21 protein-coding genes are annotated in these 19,505 nt (G+C 71.5%); 4 read left to right on the top strand and 17 right to left on the bottom strand.

Annotated features, from left to right (window positions below; all coding sequences use genetic code 11):
- Positions 1 to 19: 19 nt before the first annotated feature.
- From DEI84_RS04400 to DEI84_RS04340, 13 genes are all read right to left on the bottom strand, one after another.
- The gene (locus DEI84_RS04400) at positions 20 to 376 is read right to left on the bottom strand and encodes a rhodanese-like domain-containing protein (protein ID WP_110889814.1); all 357 of its coding nucleotides are present in this window, start codon (positions 374 to 376) and stop codon (positions 20 to 22) included.
- Positions 376 to 1,374, bottom strand: a complete 999-nt coding sequence (gene secF, locus DEI84_RS04395; RefSeq protein WP_110889813.1) for a protein translocase subunit SecF — start codon at positions 1,372 to 1,374, stop codon at positions 376 to 378. Before secF ends, DEI84_RS04400 begins: the two co-directional genes overlap by 1 nt.
- Positions 1,374 to 3,119, bottom strand: coding sequence for a protein translocase subunit SecD (gene secD / locus DEI84_RS04390; protein ID WP_110889812.1), 1,746 nt, complete (start codon positions 3,117 to 3,119; stop codon positions 1,374 to 1,376). Before secD ends, secF begins: the two co-directional genes overlap by 1 nt.
- Before the next feature lie 93 nt (positions 3,120 to 3,212).
- The gene (yajC, locus tag DEI84_RS04385; protein ID WP_110824939.1) at positions 3,213 to 3,599 is read right to left on the bottom strand and encodes a preprotein translocase subunit YajC; all 387 of its coding nucleotides are present in this window, start codon (positions 3,597 to 3,599) and stop codon (positions 3,213 to 3,215) included.
- Positions 3,600 to 3,666: 67 nt separating this feature from the next.
- Entirely contained in the window at positions 3,667 to 4,704 is a 1,038-nt protein-coding gene (gene ruvB / locus DEI84_RS04380; protein WP_110824938.1) for a Holliday junction branch migration DNA helicase RuvB, read from the bottom strand.
- A complete protein-coding gene (ruvA, locus tag DEI84_RS04375; RefSeq protein ID WP_110889811.1) occupies positions 4,701 to 5,321 on the bottom strand; it encodes a Holliday junction branch migration protein RuvA in 621 nt (206 codons plus the stop codon). The genes ruvB and ruvA overlap by 4 nt, the downstream gene beginning before the upstream one ends.
- On the bottom strand, positions 5,318 to 5,950 hold the full coding sequence (gene ruvC / locus DEI84_RS04370) for a crossover junction endodeoxyribonuclease RuvC (RefSeq protein ID WP_110824936.1): 633 nt from the start codon (positions 5,948 to 5,950) through the stop codon (positions 5,318 to 5,320). Before ruvC ends, ruvA begins: the two co-directional genes overlap by 4 nt.
- 4 nt (positions 5,951 to 5,954) lie before the next feature.
- Complete coding sequence (locus DEI84_RS04365; protein ID WP_110889810.1) at positions 5,955 to 6,707, bottom strand: YebC/PmpR family DNA-binding transcriptional regulator; 753 nt, start codon at positions 6,705 to 6,707, stop codon at positions 5,955 to 5,957.
- Positions 6,708 to 6,805: 98 nt separating this feature from the next.
- On the bottom strand, positions 6,806 to 7,405 hold the full coding sequence (gene pdxT / locus DEI84_RS04360) for a pyridoxal 5'-phosphate synthase glutaminase subunit PdxT (protein WP_110824934.1): 600 nt from the start codon (positions 7,403 to 7,405) through the stop codon (positions 6,806 to 6,808).
- Positions 7,395 to 8,312: a pyridoxal 5'-phosphate synthase lyase subunit PdxS gene (pdxS, locus tag DEI84_RS04355; RefSeq protein WP_110824933.1), complete on the bottom strand. Its 918-nt coding sequence runs from the start codon at positions 8,310 to 8,312 to the stop codon at positions 7,395 to 7,397. The genes pdxT and pdxS overlap by 11 nt, the downstream gene beginning before the upstream one ends.
- Positions 8,313 to 8,324: 12 nt before the next feature.
- Positions 8,325 to 8,903 carry an HIT domain-containing protein gene (locus DEI84_RS04350; RefSeq protein ID WP_110889809.1) on the bottom strand — a complete coding sequence of 193 codons (579 nt, stop codon included), beginning with the start codon at positions 8,901 to 8,903 and terminating at the stop codon, positions 8,325 to 8,327.
- Entirely contained in the window at positions 8,903 to 10,924 is a 2,022-nt protein-coding gene (gene thrS / locus DEI84_RS04345; protein WP_375537641.1) for a threonine--tRNA ligase, read from the bottom strand. The genes DEI84_RS04350 and thrS overlap by 1 nt, the downstream gene beginning before the upstream one ends.
- A gap of 61 nt (positions 10,925 to 10,985) precedes the next feature.
- Positions 10,986 to 11,528: an adenine phosphoribosyltransferase gene (locus DEI84_RS04340; RefSeq protein ID WP_110889808.1), complete on the bottom strand. Its 543-nt coding sequence runs from the start codon at positions 11,526 to 11,528 to the stop codon at positions 10,986 to 10,988.
- Between the two features lie 165 nt (positions 11,529 to 11,693).
- Here DEI84_RS04340 and DEI84_RS04335 point away from each other — a divergent pair, with 165 nt between their 5' ends.
- A complete protein-coding gene (locus DEI84_RS04335) occupies positions 11,694 to 12,704 on the top strand; it encodes a glycoside hydrolase family 6 protein (RefSeq protein ID WP_110889807.1) in 1,011 nt (336 codons plus the stop codon).
- 134 nt (positions 12,705 to 12,838) lie between these two features.
- Here DEI84_RS04335 and DEI84_RS04330 read toward each other — a convergent pair whose 3' ends face one another.
- The 3 genes from DEI84_RS04330 to ybaK all read right to left on the bottom strand — a co-directional run bounded on the left by DEI84_RS04330 (position 12,839) and on the right by ybaK (position 16,943).
- On the bottom strand, positions 12,839 to 13,072 hold the full coding sequence (locus DEI84_RS04330; RefSeq protein WP_110889806.1) for a hypothetical protein: 234 nt from the start codon (positions 13,070 to 13,072) through the stop codon (positions 12,839 to 12,841).
- A gap of 697 nt (positions 13,073 to 13,769) precedes the next feature.
- A complete protein-coding gene (locus tag DEI84_RS04320) occupies positions 13,770 to 16,361 on the bottom strand; it encodes an ATP-dependent Clp protease ATP-binding subunit (RefSeq protein WP_110889804.1) in 2,592 nt (863 codons plus the stop codon).
- 96 nt (positions 16,362 to 16,457) lie between these two features.
- Positions 16,458 to 16,943 (bottom strand): Cys-tRNA(Pro) deacylase, encoded by a 486-nt coding sequence (ybaK, locus tag DEI84_RS04315; RefSeq protein ID WP_110889803.1) that lies wholly within the window; start codon positions 16,941 to 16,943, stop codon positions 16,458 to 16,460.
- A 67-nt stretch (positions 16,944 to 17,010) separates the two neighbouring features.
- On the opposite strand from ybaK, the gene DEI84_RS04310 reads away from it, so the two are divergent.
- Both DEI84_RS04310 and yidC read left to right on the top strand, forming a co-directional pair.
- A complete protein-coding gene (locus DEI84_RS04310) occupies positions 17,011 to 17,346 on the top strand; it encodes a DUF6412 domain-containing protein (RefSeq protein ID WP_110889802.1) in 336 nt (111 codons plus the stop codon).
- A 56-nt stretch (positions 17,347 to 17,402) separates the two neighbouring features.
- Positions 17,403 to 18,146, top strand: coding sequence for a membrane protein insertase YidC (yidC, locus tag DEI84_RS04305; RefSeq protein WP_110889801.1), 744 nt, complete (start codon positions 17,403 to 17,405; stop codon positions 18,144 to 18,146).
- A 30-nt stretch (positions 18,147 to 18,176) separates the two neighbouring features.
- Here yidC and DEI84_RS04300 read toward each other — a convergent pair whose 3' ends face one another.
- Positions 18,177 to 18,437, bottom strand: coding sequence for a hypothetical protein (locus DEI84_RS04300; RefSeq protein ID WP_110824926.1), 261 nt, complete (start codon positions 18,435 to 18,437; stop codon positions 18,177 to 18,179).
- An 87-nt stretch (positions 18,438 to 18,524) separates the two neighbouring features.
- Here DEI84_RS04300 and DEI84_RS04295 point away from each other — a divergent pair, with 87 nt between their 5' ends.
- Positions 18,525 to 19,502, top strand: coding sequence for a hypothetical protein (locus DEI84_RS04295; RefSeq protein ID WP_110889800.1), 978 nt, complete (start codon positions 18,525 to 18,527; stop codon positions 19,500 to 19,502).
- Positions 19,503 to 19,505: the final 3 nt, after the last annotated feature.

The raw sequence follows: 19,505 nt of genomic DNA, 5'->3' as shown, positions 1-19,505 counted from the left end.
CAACACTACGCGCGTCGGTTCAGTGCTCGTGACCACGTTCGCCGTCAGCGGCGGCCTGGCCGGGGCGCACGACCGGGGCTCCGGACTGCTCCCACGCCACCATCCCGCCGGCGAGGGAAACCGCCGGGACCCCGGCGCGCTCGAGCGCGGCGACGACCTGGGCCGAGCGGTACCCGCTGTGGCACACGACGACCGCGGGGTGCTCGTCGTCGGCGGGCACCTCGGCCCACCGCGCCTGCAGCTCCGACATCGGCAGCAGCGTCGCCTGCGGTGCGTGCACCTCGTCCCACTCGGACTGCTCGCGCACGTCGATCAGGGGCGCGCCGTCCTCGATCCGCTGGAGCGCGTCGGCCAGTTCGACCTCCTGCGCGCCCATCAGACGTCCGCCCCGGCCTGGACGGGACGCTGCTTCGCGGCCGCCTGCGCCTTCTTCGCGTCGCTCGCGAGGACCTTGGGCTCGTTCTCGCGGAGGTGCGCGTACATCGGCGCCGCCAGGAAGATCGTCGAGTAGGTGCCGACGATGATGCCGATGAAGAGCGCGAGGGAGATGTCCCGCAGGGTGCCGGCGCCGAGGACGTACGACCCGATGAAGAGGATCGCCGCGACCGGCAGCAGCGCCACGACCGAGGTGTTGATCGACCGGACGAGCGTCTGGTTGATCGCGAGGTTGACGGACTGCTTGAACGTCCGGTGCGACTCGATCGCGGTGTTCTCGCGGACCTTGTCGAAGACCACGACCGTGTCGTAGAGCGAGTAGCCGAGGATCGTCAGGAAGCCGATCACGGCCGCGGGAGTGACCTCGAGACCGACGATGCCGTACACGCCGGCCGTGATGAGCAGGTCGTGGACGAGCGCGGTCATCGCCGCGAGCGACATCTTCCAGGTGCGGAAGTACAGCGCCATGAACACGGCGGCCAGGGCGAGGAAGATCACGAGACCGCGGATGGCCTGCGCCAGGACGTCCGCGCCCCACGTCGCTCCGATGAAGGTCGCGGCGACCTGGGACTCCGGCACGTCGTACGCGGCCGCGAGGTCCGAGGCGATCTCGTCGGTCTGCGCGTTCGTGAGCTGGCCGGTCTGCACGCGGATGCCGTGGGTCCCGAGCTGCGAGACACGCGGTGCCTCGTCCGACACCACGCGCTCGACGGTCTCGGTGGCGATGCTCTGGTCGGTGGACTTGGCGTCCGAGACCGTGAACTCGGAGCCGCCGGTGAACTCGATGCCGAGCTGGTACCCGCCACGGAGCCACGGCACCGCGAGGGAGATCACGATGCAGGCGACCGCGATGAGGTACCACGTCTTCCGCCGTCCCACGAAGTCGTAGGACCGCTTGCCCGTGTAGAGGTCACTGCCGAACTGGCTGAAGCTCGCCATCAGCTGTCCTTCCCGTTGCCGGTGTCGTTGCCCGTGCTGCCGGATGCCTTGCGCTCGGCGATGGTCTGGCGGCGCGCGGCCTCGCGTGCGCTGCGCTGCCGCTTGCCGTCGACGATGGGTGCGCGGAACTGCGCGCGGCCGCGGTAGACCGCGCCCAGGGCGGCCGGGTCGAGACCGCTGAACGTGTGCCCCTCGCCGAAGAACCGGCTGCGGGCGATGAGCTGCATCATCGGGTGCGTGAACAGCGCCACGACGACGACGTCGATGAGGGTGGTCAGGAGGAGCGTGAACGCGAACCCCTTCACGTCGCTCACCGCCAGCACGTAGAGCGTCACGGCGGCGAGGAAGTTCACCGAGTCGGAGGCGAGGATCGTGCGGAGCGCACGCTTCCAACCGGACTCGACCGCGCTCTCGAGGGCGCGACCGTCGCGGAGTTCGTCACGGATGCGCTCGAAGTAGACGATGAACGAGTCCGCCGTGATGCCGATCGCGACGATCAGGCCGGCGACACCCGCGAGCGACAGCCGGTAGTCGACCCGCCAGGACATGATCGCGATGACCAGGTAGGTCAGGGCGGCGGCGACGCCGAGCGACAGGACCGTGACGAACGCCAGCGCCCGGTACTGGATGACCGAGTAGATGATGACCAGCACGAGGCCGATGAGACCGGCCACGAGACCGCCGACGAGCTGGGCGGTGCCGAGCGTGGCCGAGATGACCTCGTTCGACTGCACCTGGAAGTTGATCGGCAGTGCGCCGTACTTCAGCTGGTCGGCGAGGGTCTTCGACGAGTCCGCGGTGAAGGCGCCGGTGATCTGGGCCTTGCCGTTCGTGATCGCCGCGTTCGTCGACGGTGCCGTGATGACCGTGCCGTCCAGGACGATGGCGAACTGGTTCTGCGGCTGCGCGAGCGACACGAGGCGGTTCGTGACCGTCGCGAAGTCCTTCGTGCCGGCGCCGTTGAAGGTCAGGTTGACGGCCCACTCGCCCGTCGTCGTGCCCTGCGAGTTCGAGGCGAGGCCGGAGGTGGCGTTGCTGATGTCCGCGCCGGAGACCTCGACCGGGCCCAGGATGTACTTCGCGGTGCCGTCGGCGTCACACGTCACGAGCGGCTCGTCGTCCGGGGCGGCGGTCACGTCGTCCGGGGCGGAGCACTTGTAGTTCGTGTACAGGTCCTGCAGCTTGGGCGTCACCCAGGCCAGGTCACTGCCGTTGGTCGGCTCGGCGCTCGGAGTGGCCTGGAGCGATGCGGGCGGCGAGTACGGCGTCGGGGACGCGGACTGCGAGCCGTCGTCGCCGACGGCGCTGTCCGACGCGGCCTCGGTGTAGAGCACCGGACGGAAGGTCAGCTTCGCGGCGGCCTCGATGCGCTGGATGGTCTCCTGGTCGGGCTTGCCGGGGATCGAGACGACGATGTTGTTGGCGCCCTGGGTGTTGATCTCGGACTCCGAGACACCGGTGGCGTCGATGCGCTGGCGGATGATGTTCACCGCCTGCTGCAGCTGCTCCGAGGTGACGGCCGACCCCTCGGTGCTCTGTGCCGCGAGGGTGATCTGGGTCCCGCCCTGCAGGTCGAGCGCCAGCTCCGGGACCCAACTCGCTCCGTCGTACCACTTGTCGGAGGCGTCCTTCGACGTGCTCGCGAGGATCGACGCTGCGGTGTTCAGCCCCGCGAGGATCGCCAGGATGATCACCAACCAGGTGAGCGAGCGGAGCGCCTTCTTGACGGGTGTCGATCGTGCCACCGGTCGTCTCGTCTTTCTGTCGTGAGCCCCGCACGTCGGAACGCACGGGGCCCATGGTGTCGCACCGTCGGGCGGTCCCGACGGCGTCGTCGGTCAGTCTTCGGTCTTGCGCTTCGTGGTGTCGACGTCCTCGACCCGCTCGCCGTAGATCGGCTCGCCGTTCAGCTCGGTGACGTGGTCCGCCGCGGGCTCGGTCGTGGTGGTCGTCTCGACGGCCTCGGGAGTCTCCTCCGGCACGACGCGGGACAGGGTCTGGCGGTGCACCGTGACGACGGTGCCCGGTGCGATCTCGACGTCTGCGGTGACCTTCTCGTCGTCGACGGACACGAGCGTGCCGTAGAGGCCGAACGAGAGCATGACACGGGCACCGGGGACCATCTGGCTGGCGGTCTCCGACTGCTGCTTCTTGCGCTTGCGGCTGCTGTAGAACATGAAGGCCGCGAACGCCACGATGATGATGATGAGGAAGTACTGGTCCATGGGGACCCTCCGGTCGGTCGAGCGGTTTCGGGCGCGAGCAGTCTAGAGCACGCAGATGTCCGGTCCTTCACGCACCGTCGGCGTCGAACAACCCCGGCTGTGCTGCGGCCTGCCCGGGCGTGAGCCCGAAGTGCCGCCAGGCCTGCGGGGTCGCGATGCGGCCGCGCGGGGTCCGCGTGACGAGCCCGATGCGGACGAGGAACGGCTCGACGACCGACTCGATCGTCTCGGACTCCTCGCCGACGGACACCGCGAGCGTGTTGAGCCCGACCGGACCGCCGTCGAAGCGGGTGAGCATCGTCTCGAGCACGGCGCGGTCGAGCCGGTCCAGGCCGTACTCGTCGACGTCGTACAGGTCGAGTGCGCCCTGGACCGCGGCCATGCCGTCCCGGGTGCCGTGCACGAGCGCGAAGTCGCGGACCCGTCGCAGCAGGCGGTTCGCGATGCGCGGGGTCCCGCGGGAGCGCCCGGCGATCTCCCGCAGGGCGTACCGGTCGAAGTCGAGTTCGAGCAGGTGGGCGGCGCGGATGAGGACCTGCTCGAGCTCGTCACGCTCGTAGAACTCCAGGTGCGCGGTGAAGCCGAAGCGGTCGCGCAGGGGGTTCGGCAGGAGTCCGGCCCGGGTGGTCGCACCGACGAGGGTGAACGGGGCGAGGTCGAGCGGGATGCTCGTCGCACCGGCGCCCTTGCCGACCATGACGTCGATGCGGAAGTCCTCCATCGCGAGGTAGAGCATCTCCTCGGCCGATCGGGCCATCCGGTGGATCTCGTCGATGAACAGCACCTCGCCGGGCATGAGCGACGAGAGGACGGCGGCGAGGTCACCCGCGTGCTGGATCGCCGGGCCGCTCGACATCCGCAGGGGGCGGTTCGACTCGTGCGCCACGATCATCGCGAGCGTCGTCTTGCCGAGTCCGGGCGGTCCGGCCATCAGGATGTGGTCCGGCGTCCGGTCCTGCATGGCAGCGGCCTTGAGGAGCAGGTCCAACTGCCCGCGGACCTTCCGCTGCCCGACGAACTCGTCGAGGGACTTCGGGCGGAGCGCTCCCTCGAACGCGAGCTCCTCGGGCGACTGGGCGTCGGCCGCGGTGATGCCGCCGCTCATCGGCCGGCACCGGCCGGTCGGAGCGTGCCGAGCGCGGCGCGGAGGAGCGCCTGCGTCCCCATCTGGGCGACGCCGGGCTCGTTCGCGACGGCGTCGTCGACGGCCGATCGGGCGGCCTCCTCGCGCCAGCCGAGCCCGACCAGTGCGATGACGACGTCCTCGGAGGCGGGGTGCGCGGCGACCGCACCGGCGGCAGCCGAGGCGGTCGGCGCCTCGAACGCGGCGAGCTTGCCGGCGAGGGCGACGATGATGAGCTTGGCCGTCTTCGGACCGATCCCGGAGACCTTCCGGAACGCGCCGTCGTCGTCGTTCGCGACGGCGTTCGCCACCTGTGCCGCGGTCATCTGCCCGAGGACGCCGAGCGCGGACTTCGGCCCCACGCCGGACACGCTGCGCAGCAGGTCGAACACACGGAGCGCCTCGACCGAGTCGAAACCGAACAGCTCGAAGGCGTCGTCGCGGACGATGAGCGCCGTGCGGACGAACACCTCTGCGCCGTGACGCATGGTCAGGGCGTGCGCCGGCGTGACCGTCACCGCGTACCCGACTCCCCCGACCTCGACCACGGCGGTCGATCCGGCCACGTCGATGCAGGTGCCCCGGAGACTCGCGATCATGCCCCGAGCCTAGGGCGGACCGCGGACGTCCTCGGACCGCCGCTCCGCACGAGCGGGGACGCCGCGCTCCGCCCGGCTGCACCGGCCTGCGCGTCACGCCACGCGCGCTGCGCGGGCGTGAGCGTCTGCGTGCCGGTGCTGACGGCGTCCGGCGAGCCGAGCCTCCAGGCATGGCACACCGCGAGGGCGAGCGCGTCCGCGGCGTCCGCCGGTCTCGGTGCCTCGGCCAGGCCGAGGACCCGCGCGACCATCGCCTGCACCTGCCGCTTGTCCGCGTTGCCGTACCCGGTGATGGCGGCCTTCACCTCGGACGGGGTGTGCAGCCCGACCGGCAGCCCGCGCGCCGCTGCGGCGTGCAGGGCGAGCCCGGACGCCTGCGCGGTCCCCATCACGGTGCGCACGTTCGCCTGGGCGAAGACGCGTTCCACGGCGACGGCGTCCGGACGGTGCGTGTCGATCTGCTCCGCGATGCCCTCCGCGATCGCGAGCAACCGCAGTTCCAGGGCCATGTCCGCCGGGGTGCGGACGACCGTCACGTGCACGAGGCGGGCGCGCCGGTCCGGCGTGACCTCGACCACGCCGACACCGCACCGGGTGAGCCCGGGGTCCACCCCGAGCACGCGGAGCACGGTCTTATTCCTCGTCCTCGTCGAGCTCGGCCTGCACGTCGAAGTTCGCGTACACGTTCTGCACGTCGTCCGAGTCCTCGAGCGCGTCGATGAGCTTGAACACCTTGCGGGCGGTGTCGGCGTCGACCTCGACCTTGAGGTTCGGCACGAACTCGGCGTCGGCGGAGTCGTAGTCGATCCCCGCGTCCTGCAGGGCCGTGCGTGCCTGGACGAGGTCGGACGCCTCGGTGATGACCTCGAAGCCGCCGCCCTGGTCGATGACGTCCTCGACACCCGCGTCGAGCACGGCCGTCATGACGTCGTCCTCGGAGAGCCCGTCGGTCTTCGTGACCGAGATGACACCCTTGCGGTTGAAGTTGTAGGCGACGCTGCCCGGGTCGGCCATGGTGCCGCCGTTGCGCGACATCGCGGTCCGGACCTCGGCCGCAGCGCGGTTCTTGTTGTCGGTGAGGCACTCGATGAGCAGCGCAACGCCGTTCGGGCCGTAGCCCTCGTACATGATCGTCGTGTACTCGATCGACTCACCGGTCAGGCCGGCACCGCGCTTGACGGCACGGTCGATGTTGTCGTTCGGCACCGAGGTCTTCTTGGCCTTCTGGACCGCGTCGACCAGCGTCGGGTTGCCCGACATGTCGGCGCCGCCCATCTTCGCGGCGACCTCGATGTTCTTGATGAGCTTGGCGAACGACTTCGCACGGCGCTGGTCGATGACCGCCTTCTTGTGCTTGGTCGTTGCCCACTTGGAATGCCCGGACACGGTTCTCCTTGCGTCTAGCCGAAAATCCGGTCCAGTCTACCGACCCGGGAGGCTCGGCCGCCCTCCGCCTCGCTGGCGCGGCCGACCGGCGGCCCGGCTCAGGCGGAACGGACCAGGTCGAGGAAGCGCCGGTGGAAGCGGTCCTCCCCCGCGACCTCCGGGTGGAAGGCGCTCGCCAGCACGTTGCCCTGCTGCACCGCGACGACCTGCCCGTCGGTCAGCGCCCCGAGCACGCGCACGTCGATGCCGTGCTCCTCGACCACGGGCGCCCGGATGAACACCGCGTGCACGGGGTCCGCGCCGAGTTCCGGCATCGGGATGTCCGTCTCGAACGAGTCGTTCTGGTTGCCGAAGGCGTTGCGTCGGACCGTCGTGTCGAGGATCCCGAGCGTGTGCTGCCCGGCGATGCCGTCGGTGATCCGCGCGCTCAGCATGATCATGCCCGCGCAGGTGCCGTAGGCCGGTAGGCCACCGCGGATGGCATCGGCGAGCGGTTCCGCAAGGCCGAACGTCCGAGACAGCTTGTCCATCACGCTCGACTCACCGCCGGGGATGACGACGCCGTCGAGCGCCGCCAACTCCTCCGGACGGCGGAGCGGCACGACGTCGGCGCCGAGCTCCGTGAGGGACGAGATGTGCTCGCGGAAGTCCCCCTGCAGGGCGAGGACGCCGATCCGGGGCGCGGCGTTACCAGCCACGCTCGGCGAGGCGGTGCGGCGCGGGGACGTCGGCCACGTTGATGCCGACCATCGCCTCGCCCAGCCCACGCGAGACCTCGGCGATGACCTTCGGGTCGTCGTGGAAGGTCACGGCCTTGACGATCGCCGCGGCGCGCTTGGCCGGGTCACCGGACTTGAAGATGCCGGAGCCGACGAACACGCCGTCCGCGCCGAGCTGCATCATCATCGCGGCGTCGGCGGGGGTGGCGACACCACCGGCGGTGAAGAGCACCACCGGGAGTGAGCCGGTCTGCGCGACCTCCTTCACGACGTCGTACGGGGCCTGCAGCTCCTTGGCGGCGACGTAGAGCTCGTCCTCCTTGAGGTTCCGCAGCGCCGCGATCTCCTTCGAGATGGTGCGGATGTGGCGCGTGGCCTCGGACACGTCGCCGGTGCCGGCCTCGCCCTTGGAGCGGATCATGGCCGCGCCCTCGGTGATGCGGCGGAGGGCCTCGCCGAGGTTCGTCGCACCGCAGACGAAGGGCGTCGTGAAGCCCCACTTGTCGATGTGGTTGACGTAGTCGGCGGGCGAGAGCACCTCGGACTCGTCGATGTAGTCGACGCCGAGCTCCTGGAGCACCTGGGCCTCGACGAAGTGGCCGATGCGGGCCTTCGCCATGACCGGGATCGACACCGCGGCGATGATCTCCTCGATCATCGACGGGTCGGACATGCGGGCGACACCACCCTGCGCACGGATGTCGGCCGGGACGCGCTCGAGGGCCATGACGGCGGTGGCGCCGGCTTCCTCGGCGATGCGGGCCTGGTCGGCGTCGATCACGTCCATGATGACGCCGCCCTTGAGCATCTCCGCGAGGCCACGCTTGACGCGTGAGGACCCGGTGGTCGAAGTGGCGGTGACGGTGCTGGGGGTGCTGTCGCTCATGATCCCCCCAGTCTAGTGCTCCGGCCACCCCTCGGCGACGAGTCGACGGGTCTCGCCGAGCATCTGCGAGAGCGACTTCGTCCGGGCGATGATCGGGAAGAAGTTGGCGTCCGACTGCCACCGCGGCACGATGTGCTGGTGCAGGTGTGCGGCAACACCGGCGCCGGCAACCTCGCCCTGGTTCATCCCGATGTTGAACCCGTCGCAGTGGGCGACCCGGCGGAGGACCCGCATCGCGGTCTGGGTCAGCTCGCCGATCTCCTGCAGTTCCTCCGGCGACGCCTCGTCGTAGAGCGGGACGTGTCGGTACGGGCAGACGAGCAGGTGGCCGTTGTTGTACGGGTACAGGTTGAGCAACACGTACGCGTGCTCGCCCCGCGCGACGATCAGGGCTTCACGATCGGACTTCCGCGGTGCCTCGCAGAACGGGCAGTCGTCACGGTGCCCGCGACCCTCGCCCGCCCGGCCGGCGTCGATGTACGCCGTCCGGTGCGGGTTCCACAGGCGCTGGAAGGCGTCCGGGACCGCCGCCTGGGTGGCGGCGTCCCGGATCACCAGCGGGTCGCCCTCGTCGTCGAGCGGGCCGGACATCAGACCTGCACGCGGTCGCGGATGGCCGTCGTGATGCGCTCAACGGCCTCGTCCACGGGCACGCCGTTGTCCTGGCGGCCGTCCCGGAACCGGAAGCTGACGGCCCCGGCGTCGCGGTCGTCGCCGCCCGCGATGAGCTGGAACGGCACCTTCGCCTTGGTGTGCGTGCGGATCTTCTTCTGCATGCGGTCGTCCGAGTGGTCGACCTCGGCGCGCACGCCCTTCGCACGGAGCTTCGCGACCACCTCGTCGAGGTAGTCGCCGTACTCCTCGGCGACGGGGATCGCGACGACCTGCACCGGGGACAGCCAGACCGGGAACGCCCCCGCGTAGTGCTCGGTCAGGACGCCGAAGAACCGCTCGATCGACCCGAACAGGGCACGGTGGATCATCACCGGGCGCTGGCGGGTGCCGTCGGCAGCCGTGTACTCGATGCCGAACCGCTCGGGGAGGTTGAAGTCGAGCTGCACGGTGGACATCTGCCAGGTGCGGCCGATGGCGTCGCGCGCCTGCACGGAGATCTTCGGGCCGTAGAAGGCCGCACCGGCGGGGTCGGCGACGAGTTCGAGCCCGGACTCCTCGGCGACCTCGCGCAGGGTGTTCGTCGCGACCTCCCAGACCTCGTCGTCGCCGACGTACTTCTCGGGGTCCTTGGTGGAGAGCTCGAGGTAGAAGTCGTCGAGACCGTAGTCGCGGAGCAGGGACAGCACGAACTGGAGGGTCGTGGTGAGCTCCTCCTTCATCTTCTCCTGCGTGGTGAAGATGTGCGCGTCGTCCTGGGTCAGGCCACGGACCCGGGTGAGGCCGTGGATGACGCCGGACTTCTCGTTGCGGTAGACCGTGCCGAACTCGAACATCCGCAGCGGCAGGTCGCGGTAGGAGCGGGCCTGCGACCGGTACGCCAGGATGTGCATCGGGCAGTTCATGGGCTTGAGGTAGTAGTCCGCGCCCTGTCGGGTGACGTTGCCGTCCTCGTCCCGCGCCTCGTCCATGTGCATGGGCGGGAACATGCCGTCCTTGTACCACCCGAGGTGACCGGACTGCTCGAACAGGTCGCCCTTGGTGATGTGCGGCGTGTAGACGAACGAGTAGCCGTTCTCCTCGTGCCGACGACGCGAGTAGTCCTCCATCTCACGGCGGATGATGCCGCCCTTGGGGTGGAAGATCGCGAGGCCCGAGCCGATCTCGTCGGGGAACGAGAACAGGTCGAGTTCGGCGCCGAGCTTGCGGTGGTCGCGCTTCGCCGCCTCCTCGAGGCGCACGAGGTACGCCTTGAGCTGGTCCTTGTCGGGCCAGGCGGTGCCGTACACGCGCTGCAGCTGCGGGTTCTTCTCCGACCCGCGCCAGTAGGCGGCGGCGACGCGCATGAGCTTCACCGCGTTGCCGATCCACCGGGTGTGCGGGACGTGCGGGCCGCGGCAGAGGTCCTGCCAGACGACCTCGCCGGACTTCGGGTCGACGTTCTCGTACACGGTGAGCTCGCCCGCGCCGACCTCGACGCTCTCGCCCGAGTCGCCATCGGCAGCGGCGCCCTTCAGGCCGATGAGCTCCTGCTTGTAGGGCTCCCCCGCCACGAGCTCGCGAGCCTCGTCGTCCGTCACGACCCGGCGGCGGAAGCGCTGGGCCTGCTTGACGATGCGGTCCATGCCCTTCTCGATCGCCTTGAGGTCCTCGGGCGTGAAGGGCTCGGTCACGTCGAAGTCGTAGTAGAAGCCGTCGGTGACCGGCGGCCCGATGCCGAGCTTCGCGTCCGGGTTGATCTGCTGCACCGCCTGCGCGAGCACGTGCGCGGCGGAGTGCCGGAGGATGTCGAGGCCGTCCTGCTCGTCGAGGGTCACCGGCTCGACGACGTCGCCGGCCGCCACCTCGGCCGCCAGGTCCTTGAGCACACCGGCCACCCGGACGGCGACGACACCGCGGACGCCGTCGAACAGCTCGGTGCCCGTCGTGGTCGTCGTCGCGGTGCGGGGCTCGGGCGCCTGGGGCACGTCGGCGGGCTCGGGTGCGACTGCGTCGGTCACGATGGTGGTGCTCCTCGGTCGGTTCAGGGGTGGCTCAAGACTAGTGCGCGGCCGTGGCGGTTCAGGCGGGGACGCGGCCGAGCGTCGTGACGGGCAGGCGCGGCTCGAGGCGCTCCCGGCCCGAGAGCCCGTCGAGCTCGAGCAGCGAGGCGAAGCCGATCGCCTCGTACCCCGCGCGTTCGAGCAGCGTGACCGTCGCCGCAGCGGTGCCCCCGGTCGCGAGGACGTCGTCGACGACGAGCACGCGCGTGCCCTGCGGGAGCTGGCCCGGCCGGAGCTCGAGCTCTGCCTCGCCGTACTCGAGCGCGTACTGCTCGCTGAGCACCTCGCCGGGCAGCTTGCCGGCCTTGCGCACGGTCAGGACGCCGACCTGGTGCTGCGCCGCGATGCCGCCGGCGAGGGCGAACCCGCGCGCCTCGATGCCGGCGACCGCCTGGAAGCCCGCACCGATCGCGAACGGCGCCGCGAGGGCCTCGCAGACGCGGCCGAACGCCACCGGGTCGGAGAACACCGGCGTCACGTCGCGGAACAGGATGCCGGGCTTCGGGAAGTCCGGGACGATGGCGGTCAGGCGCTCGACGAGTGCAGCTGCGGTTTCGGTCACCGCACAACGGTACGCGACCGCAGGCGCCGCACGTACCCGGCTGTCCGGCGTCTGTCCCTCGTTCTGGAGATCGCCCTCTCGCCGCTCCACGGGTTCTGATGGTCTGCGGCAGGTGGAGCGGGACGGCGGGGGCGTCCCGGCAGCGGACGGACACAGGACGGGATCATGCACTCGAGGATCAGGACACTGGTCGCGCTCGCGATCGCAGCGACGGCGGTGGCTGCGGGCAGCGTCACGTCCCCGGCCCCTGCGACAGCGGCCGTCGTCGCACCGCTGCCGCGCGCTGCCCTCCACTCCGCGACACCCGGGCAGGTCTTCGCCGGTGGGTTGTTCCGGCAGTCGGACAGCCAGCCCGCGCAGGCCGCGGCGGCACTCAGCGCTGCGGGCCGGACGAGGGAGGCCGCTGCGGCCCGGACCATCGCGCAGCAGCCGATCGCGATCTGGCTCGGCGAGTGGTACACGGGCGACGCGCTGGACCGCGTGATCGCACGGAACCTCGCCGCCGCCGAGCGCGCCGGCACGACACCGGTGTTCGTCACCTACGCCGTGCCGAACCGCGACTGCGGCGGGTACTCGGCGGGCGGCCTCACCCCGTCCCGGTACGCCGAGTGGAACCGCCGCATCGCGGCCGACCTCAAGGGGCACCGGGCCGTCGTGATCGTCGAGCCGGACTCCCTGGCGCACCTGAGCACGTGCACCGCAGAACGCGCGAGACGGCCGGGGATCATCGCTGCCGCCGTGCGCGACTACGCCGCCGCGGGCGTCCCCACCTACCTGGACGGTGGCAACGAGAACTGGAACAGCGCTGAGCTGCAGGCGTCGTACCTGCGGGAGGCCGGCGTCGCCCAGGCCCGGGGTTTCTTCACGAACGTCGCGAACTTCTACGGCGTCGACGGTGAGCGGGTCTACGCCGAGCGACTCAGCACGATGACGGGCGGTGCCCGGTACGTCATCGACGTGTCGAGGAACGGTCGTGGGTGGCTCGGCACCTGGTGCAACCCCACCGGGGCCGGCCTCGGCGGGCGACCGCAGGTCGCGGCGGGCAGGACCCGGCTCGACGCCCTGCTCTGGGTGAAGACGCCGGGCGCGAGCGACGGGACCTGCAACGGAGGCCCCGCTGCCGGCACGTGGTTCCCGTCGTACGCGGTCGCACTGGTGGCCAACCGGAAGCGCTAGGCGCCGGCACGCCGTCGGGGGGGCGAACCAGGAATCCGACATCGAACCAGGCGACGAGCCTGGTTCGATGTCGTCTTCGTGGTCCGATCGTGGTGCAGCTTCGTCCGTGCGGAGGCGGCCGCGACGCGGCGCGCTCAGCGCCACATGCGCATCGCGGCGCTCCGCACGAGCAGGTCGAGCTCGCGCTCGCGCCGCTCGCGGTCGAGCCGCTGCCGGGTCGCGAAGTCGACCGAGGGGCGCACGTGGTGCGTCCGACGGCTCCAGATGATCAGCGACATGCCGATCCGGAGGGCGATGCGGTCGGCGAGCGTGACCCGGCGGCGCACCGCGCGGGTATCGGGGGGACGGACGTCGATGTCGTTCGACACGGTGGTGCCTTTCGTGGGTGCCCGAGGGCATGACGGAGAACCCGACCACCGAGCGCGGAAATGCGTCGGGAACGGGTCCGGAAGACCGCCCGGTGAATGCGGGCGAGAATGGTCGCCGGGCGCGCAGGAATGCGCACGGCTGCATTGTCGGTGACCGAACGGGGTCACCGCGTGGAGTCGTCGCGGGAGACGTCCGCCGCTCGCGGCCCGACCTCGGTCCACCCCGCCGCCACGCCCGGCTGCCGTCAGCAGGACGGGCTGCCGTCAGCAGGACGGGCGGCCGTCAGCAGGACGGGCAGTCGTGGCGTGCACGGCGCGTGCGGCGCGGCACGACAGGATTGTGCGACGACGACCGGAGCGGCACCACCACGCAGTCAGCGCAGCGCGGGATGGAGCTTCGATCGATCGAGGGAGGACGGCTGGAGCGGGACGTCCCGCGTCAGTGCGAACGGAGCGGGGTGCCGCCGATCCCACGGATTCCACGGAACGGGTTCGTCGTGGAGATCATCATTGTCGGCCCCCTCTCGGTCTCGTACAGCCGGTGATGCTCGTGAACACTATCGGCGTCAGGAATGCGAGCGCAACCCCTTTCTCGAACATTCCTGGAATTGCATCGCCGAACACGATCGGTGCCGCCGGACGCAGCACGGCCCCGGTACCGCTGGGGTACCGGGGCCGTGCTCGGGTGTGGGTCGGACTAGACCGCGGCGGGGGCGGACGCGCGGGCGACGAGCCGGCCGTCCTCGACGTCGATCCGGACGGTGCCACCGTCGTGCGCCTGCTCGTCGACCACCAGGGTCGCGATGCGGTCGTCGACCTCACGCTGGATCAGTCGGCGGAGCGGACGGGCGCCGTACTCCGGCTCGTAGCCGTGCTCGGCGAGCCAGTCGGTCGCCGACTCGGACACCGAGAGCACCATGCCCTGTGCCGCCAGCCGGGACGCCGTGTCCTGCAGGAGCAGCGACACGATCGAGCGCAGCTGCCCGCGCTCGAGCTTGCGGAACAGCACGATCTCGTCGATCCGGTTGATGAACTCCGGCCGCATCGACTCGCGCAGCCTGCCCATCACGCGGTTGCGGAGGTCCTCCTCCGCGTAGCCGCCGTCGGCCGCCACCGAGAAGCCGAGCGCACCCGAGCGGGACGCGAGGAACTCCGACCCGATGTTCGAGGTCATGATGACCACCGTGTTCCGGAAGTCGACCGTCCGGCCCTGTCCGTCGGTGAGCCGTCCGTCGTCGAGCACCTGCAGGAGCAGGTTGAACACGTCCGGGTGCGCCTTCTCGACCTCGTCGAGCAGGATCACCGAGTACGGGTTCCGACGGACGCGCTCGGTCAGCTGTCCGGCCTCGTCGTAGCCGACGTACCCCGGAGGGGCACCGACGAGTCGCGAGACCGTGTGGCGTTCGCCGAACTCGCTCATGTCGAAGCGGAGCATCGCCGACTCGTCCCCGAACAGCGACGAGGCCAGCGCCTTGGCGAGCTCGGTCTTGCCGACACCGGTCGGTCCGAGGAACAGGAAGCTGCCGACCGGGCGACGCGGGTCGCCCATCCCGGTGCGACTGCGTCGGACCGCCTTCGCGATCGCCCGCACGGCGTCGTCCTGGCCGACGACGCGGTCGTGCAGCTCGGACTCCAGGCTCGCGAGGCGGGTCTTGTCGGCCGACCCGAGTCGGGTCACCGGGATCCCGGTGGCGCGCGACACGACGGCTGCGATGTCCGCCTCGGTGATGACGTCGTCCACGGGGTGCGCGACGGAGGACGCGGCCACGTCACCCGTGTCGGCGGCGGTGATCCGGGCCTCCAGTCCGGCGATCTCGTCGCGGAGGTCGGACGCCTCCTCGTACTGCTCCTCGGCGACGGCGCGGTCCTTACGGGCCGTGAGGTCGGCGACCTCGGCGCGGAGCGCCTCGACGTCGACGTCGCCCGACCGGGCGAGGCGACGGCGGGCACCGGCCTGGTCGATGAGGTCGATGGCCTTGTCCGGCAGGTGCCGGTCGGTCACGTAGCGGTGCGAGAGCTCGACGGCCGCTCGGAGCGCGGCGTCGGAGTACGTCACGCCGTGGTGCTCGGCGTAGCGGGGGCTGAGACCGGTGAGGATCGCGACCGCGTCCTCCACGCTCGGCTCCCCCACCGTCACGGGCTGGAAGCGACGCTCGAGTGCGGCGTCCTTCTCGATGCGGCGGTACTCCTTCAGCGTCGTCGCGCCGACGAGGTGCAGGTCACCGCGGGCGAGGCGGGGCTTGAGGATGTTGCCGGCGTCCATCGAACCGCCCTCGCCGCCACCACCGGCGCCGACGACGGTGTGCAGCTCGTCGACGAAGACGATGAGCTCGTCCGCGTGCGCGGCGATCTCGTCCATCGCCTTGGTCAGGCGCTCCTCGAAGTCACCGCGGTACCGGGTGCCGGCGAGCATACCGGGCAGGTCGAGCGCGACGACGCGCTTGCCCTGCAGCAGGGCCGGGACGTCTCCGTCGACGATGCGCTGGGCGAGTCCCTCGACGATGGCGGTCTTGCCGACGCCGGGCTCGCCGATGAGGACGGGGTTGTTCTTGGTGCGGCGGAGCAGGATCTCGACGGCCTGCTCGATCTCGTCGGCGCGGCCGATCACCGGGTCGATGCGGCCGTCACGAGCGCGTGCCGTCAGGTCGGTTCCGTACTGGTCGAGCGTCGGGGTCTCCGACTGCTGGTCCTGGTCGGCGGTGGTGGTGCCGGGCATGGGTCGCCCCTCTCGTGCGGCCTCGGCCGCGTCGTGCGCGTAGGACTGCATCACCTGTGGGGTGACGCCGGCGCTCGCGAGGAGTTGCCCCGCGACGGTGTCCTGGTCGGTGACGAGCGCGAAGAAGACGTGCTCGGGGTCGGTGTACGTGCTGCCGAACCCGCGCGCGGCCTGGGTGGCCTCGAGCAGGATCCGTTGCGCGGACGGGGTCAGGGCCGGGCGACCCTCGACACGGTCACCCGACGGCATCGGGAGGCGCTGTTCGACCTCGGCGGCGAACCGCTCGGGGTCGGCACCCGCGGACCGGAGGACGGCCGCGAAGGGCTCGGTGCCGACGAGCACGTGCAGCACGTGCAGCGCGTCGATCTCGTGCTGACCCTGCTCGACGGCGTACGCGGCCGTCTGCTGGAGCAGCTCGTGGGTGCGCCGGCTGAGGAGCCGGGTGATGTCGACCGGCCGTCCGAACGGCACGGACCGCTGGGACTGACCGGGGTTCTGTGAAGCCGCGAGCAGTCGTGCGAGGAACTCGTCGAACGAGTCGTTGCCGCCGGTCGGGCCGAACGTCTGTGGCAAAGGGACCTCCTGAGGAACTTGAGTGCCTTCGGCTCAATGCAACGCAGGAGGGCCGCGGTCATTCCCGTGTCCGGGAAGAAGTTGCGGCGAGTCGACTCAGGTCCGGGTGATGGCCGCCGTGCTCGCGTCGGTGACGCGCACCAGGTCGGCCGGGACCACCTCGATGTCGAACCCGCGGCGCCCGCCGGACACGAAGATCGTCGCGTGGTCGGCGGCCGACGCGTCCAGCACGGTGCGCAGTCGTGTCCGCTGTCCCACCGGACTGATCCCGCCGACGACGTACCCGGTGCGGCGTTCCGCGAGCGCGGGGTCCGCGAGCGACGCCTTCTTCCCGCCGACGGCCGCCGCGACGGCCTTGAGGTCGAGCCGGTCCGCCACGGGGACGATCGCCACCGCGAGTTCACCGTCGACCGACACCACGAGGGTCTTGAAGACCTGCTCCTCGCGGAGCCCGAGTGCCGCCGCTGCTTCCTCGCCGAAGTTCGTCGCGCTCTCGTGGTGCTCGTAGACGTGCGGCCTGTAGGGGACGCCGGCCCGCTCCAGCGCGACCGTCGCCGGGGTGCTCGGGGAAGCTGCGCTCATGCACCGATCCTGCCCCGCGTCCCCGGCACGTCTCCGGAGGCTCGCGGACGGTACGCTGAGCCGCACCATGACGGTCATCGAGGTGCTGCTCCGCGTGGTCTCCGCGCTGCACGCGCCGGGCCCCGCCGCGCTCGGTCACGCATGGGTCCCTGGTGCACCACCGGCCCTCGCGGTCGCCGTGCTCGGCGTCACCGTCGTGGGCGTCACCGTCGCCGGGATCGCCGCGCTCGCCGCAGCCGCGCTCGTGCTGCGGCTCGTCGCCCTGCTCATCGCCGCGGTCGGAGCGGACCGTCTCCCGGTGCCCTCCACGGCACCGGACCTCGTCACCCGGATCGCCTGGAGCGACCCGGATGCGGACGGGCACATGCGGTCACGGGCTCCGGGGGGCGTCCCGGCGGTCTGACACCGGTCGGTGTCGGGCCGCGCTCGCGCCCGACCCCTCCGATCGAAGGACCATCCATGGACATCACCACCCTGCCCGGCCTCAGCGCCGTGCTGCACGCCGGCGCGGACCTCGTCGCCGTCCTCACCGACGCCCTCACCCCGGTCGCGGGACCGGCAGCAGCGGCGCTCGCCGTCGTCGTGCTGACCCTCGCGGTCCGCGTCCTGCTCGTCCCGCTGTCCGTGCTGCAGGTCCGGGCGGAGCGGGACCGTCGCCGCCTCGCACCGCGGATCGCGGAACTCCGCCGACGTGCCGGTCGCGACACCGCACGGTTCCAGCGGTCGCTCCAGGAGCTGTACACGGCCGAACGGGTGGCACCGCTGGCCGGGTGCCTGCCCGTCCTCGCACAGGCACCCGTGGTCTCGCTGCTGTACACGGTCTTCACGCACGCGAGCATCGACGGGACGGTCAACACCCTGCTCCGCGCGTCCCTCGCCGGCATCCCGCTCGCGCAGTCGGCCGTCGCGGTGCTGACGTCCCCGCTGTGGGTGCACGGCTGGCTCGTGCTCGTGCTGCTCGCGGTGCTCGTCGTCGCGGTCGAGCACACGCGTCGGGCACAGCAGCACTGGAACCCGGCGCCTGTCCCCGCCCCGGACGTCACCGTGCCGGGAGCGGCCGTCACGGCGGGGATCGCGCGGTGGGTCCCGTTCGTCTCGGTCGTCTTCGCCGCGGTCGCGCCGCTCGCCGCCGCCCTGTACCTGGTCACGAGCGCCGTGTGGACGCTCGCGGAGCGCGCGGTCCTGCGCCGGCTCGTGCGGTGACGGCGGGCGCGGGGCCGCACGAGCCGCGGCTCAGCCGCCCTGGCCCTCCTGCTGCGGTCCCTGGTCGACCGGGTCGTACTCGGTGTCGCGGCCCTGTTCCTCCTCGGGGAGCGGGACGTGGCGTTCGGTGCCGCTGCCGCCCGGGCTCGTCGCGACGTAGTCGGCCGCGCCGGACTGGGTGTCGTGGCTGAGCGGTTCGAGGGTCTCCTCGTCGACGTCCGCCGGTGTGGAACCGGTGGCGTCGGCGGGCACCGCCGGGTCGGTCGACTGGTCGTTCTGCGCGTCGGTCATCCCTCGGGCGTACTCCCCCCGGTCTGGGTGGGCGCCGACACCGCTGCGGTGGCAGTCTTGCCCCAGGCGTGACGACGAGGAGCGCGCATGAGCCGGACCGACGACGACGCGGCAGCACGTGCCCGTCTCGAACGCATCGCCTGGGGCGCCGCGTCGACACCCACCGAGGCTGCCCGCGCCCGCATCGCGCTGGCGGACCTCGACCGGGAGGCCCGGAGGCGCCCCCGCTCCGACGTCGCGCCCGCCACGTCCTCCGGCGCCGACGGTCGACGGGCGGCGGCCCGCCCCGCGTCGCGACGTGGCCGGTCGGCCGGTCCGGAGGGCGACCCGACCGACGACGGCGCGGTCATCCCGGGCGTCGCCGGGGACGCCGACGTCCGCGACCCCGGCGAGCACCGGGCCGACGACCACCGGGCCGACGACCAGCGGGTCGGCGGGGACGGGGTCGGAGAGGGCGGCGTCGTCGTCGGTGGCGCGGACAACGGCGCGGATCGCGACGCGCCCGACCGGGGCGGATCGGGCCTCCTCGCCGGTGCCCGACGGCTGGCTGACCGGGCGCGCCGGACCGACCGGACCGTGCTCTGGGCGTCCGGTGCCGGCGCCGTCGTGGTCGGACTGGTGCTCGGCACCGGGGTCGGACTCTCGGTCGGCGCGAGGTCCGCGGCACCCGGTCGCGCCACCGTGACCCCGGCGGCCGGCACGGTCACCGTCGAACAGATGCTCGACCTGCCGCAGACCTTCGCCGACCAACTCCCCGGCTCCATCGAGGCCCCGGTCGCGCTGCGCTCGACGCGGCTCGTCTTCACGAACCGCTCGCTGTCGGGCGACGCGGCGGGCACACCGTGGAACGTGTGGGCGGCGGTCGGACGGGACCCGTCGACCATCTGCCTCGTCGCCACGGCGGACCGGATCGAGGGGACGAGCGCCTGCTACCCCCGCGAGGACGCCCTCCACGGCACGGTCTCGCTCTCCGCGACGTCGGCCAGCGGGACGCTGTGGGTGCGCCTGGTCGGCGGTGCGGTACGCGGCACGGTCACGAGCACCGCCACGAGTCGGATGTACTGACGG

This window comes from Curtobacterium sp. MCBD17_023, from assembly GCF_003224415.1.
Taxonomy (GTDB): Bacteria; Actinomycetota; Actinomycetes; order Actinomycetales; family Microbacteriaceae; genus Curtobacterium.
Note: the sequence above shows the minus strand (reverse complement) of the source record. Positions and strands in the feature narration are given on the sequence as shown.

Bases quoted from the DNA above. Each gene is read 5' to 3' on its own strand.
- DEI84_RS04400 (WP_110889814.1), bottom strand. From the start codon at position 376: ATGGGCGCGCAGGAGGTCGAACTGGCCGACGCGCTCCAGCGGATCGAG.
- secF (WP_110889813.1), bottom strand. From the start codon at position 1,374: ATGGCGAGCTTCAGCCAGTTCGGCAGTGACCTCTACACGGGCAAGCGG.
- yajC (WP_110824939.1), bottom strand. From the start codon at position 3,599: ATGGACCAGTACTTCCTCATCATCATCATCGTGGCGTTCGCGGCCTTC.
- ruvB (WP_110824938.1), bottom strand. From the start codon at position 4,704: ATGAGCGGCGGCATCACCGCGGCCGACGCCCAGTCGCCCGAGGAGCTC.
- ruvA (WP_110889811.1), bottom strand. From the start codon at position 5,321: ATGATCGCGAGTCTCCGGGGCACCTGCATCGACGTGGCCGGATCGACC.
- pdxS (WP_110824933.1), bottom strand. From the start codon at position 8,312: ATGAGCGACAGCACCCCCAGCACCGTCACCGCCACTTCGACCACCGGG.
- DEI84_RS04350 (WP_110889809.1), bottom strand. From the start codon at position 8,903: ATGTCCGGCCCGCTCGACGACGAGGGCGACCCGCTGGTGATCCGGGAC.
- DEI84_RS04335 (WP_110889807.1), top strand. From the start codon at position 11,694: ATGCACTCGAGGATCAGGACACTGGTCGCGCTCGCGATCGCAGCGACG.
- ybaK (WP_110889803.1), bottom strand. From the start codon at position 16,943: ATGAGCGCAGCTTCCCCGAGCACCCCGGCGACGGTCGCGCTGGAGCGG.
- DEI84_RS04310 (WP_110889802.1), top strand. From the start codon at position 17,011: ATGACGGTCATCGAGGTGCTGCTCCGCGTGGTCTCCGCGCTGCACGCG.
- yidC (WP_110889801.1), top strand. From the start codon at position 17,403: ATGGACATCACCACCCTGCCCGGCCTCAGCGCCGTGCTGCACGCCGGC.
- DEI84_RS04300 (WP_110824926.1), bottom strand. From the start codon at position 18,437: ATGACCGACGCGCAGAACGACCAGTCGACCGACCCGGCGGTGCCCGCC.
- DEI84_RS04295 (WP_110889800.1), top strand. From the start codon at position 18,525: ATGAGCCGGACCGACGACGACGCGGCAGCACGTGCCCGTCTCGAACGC.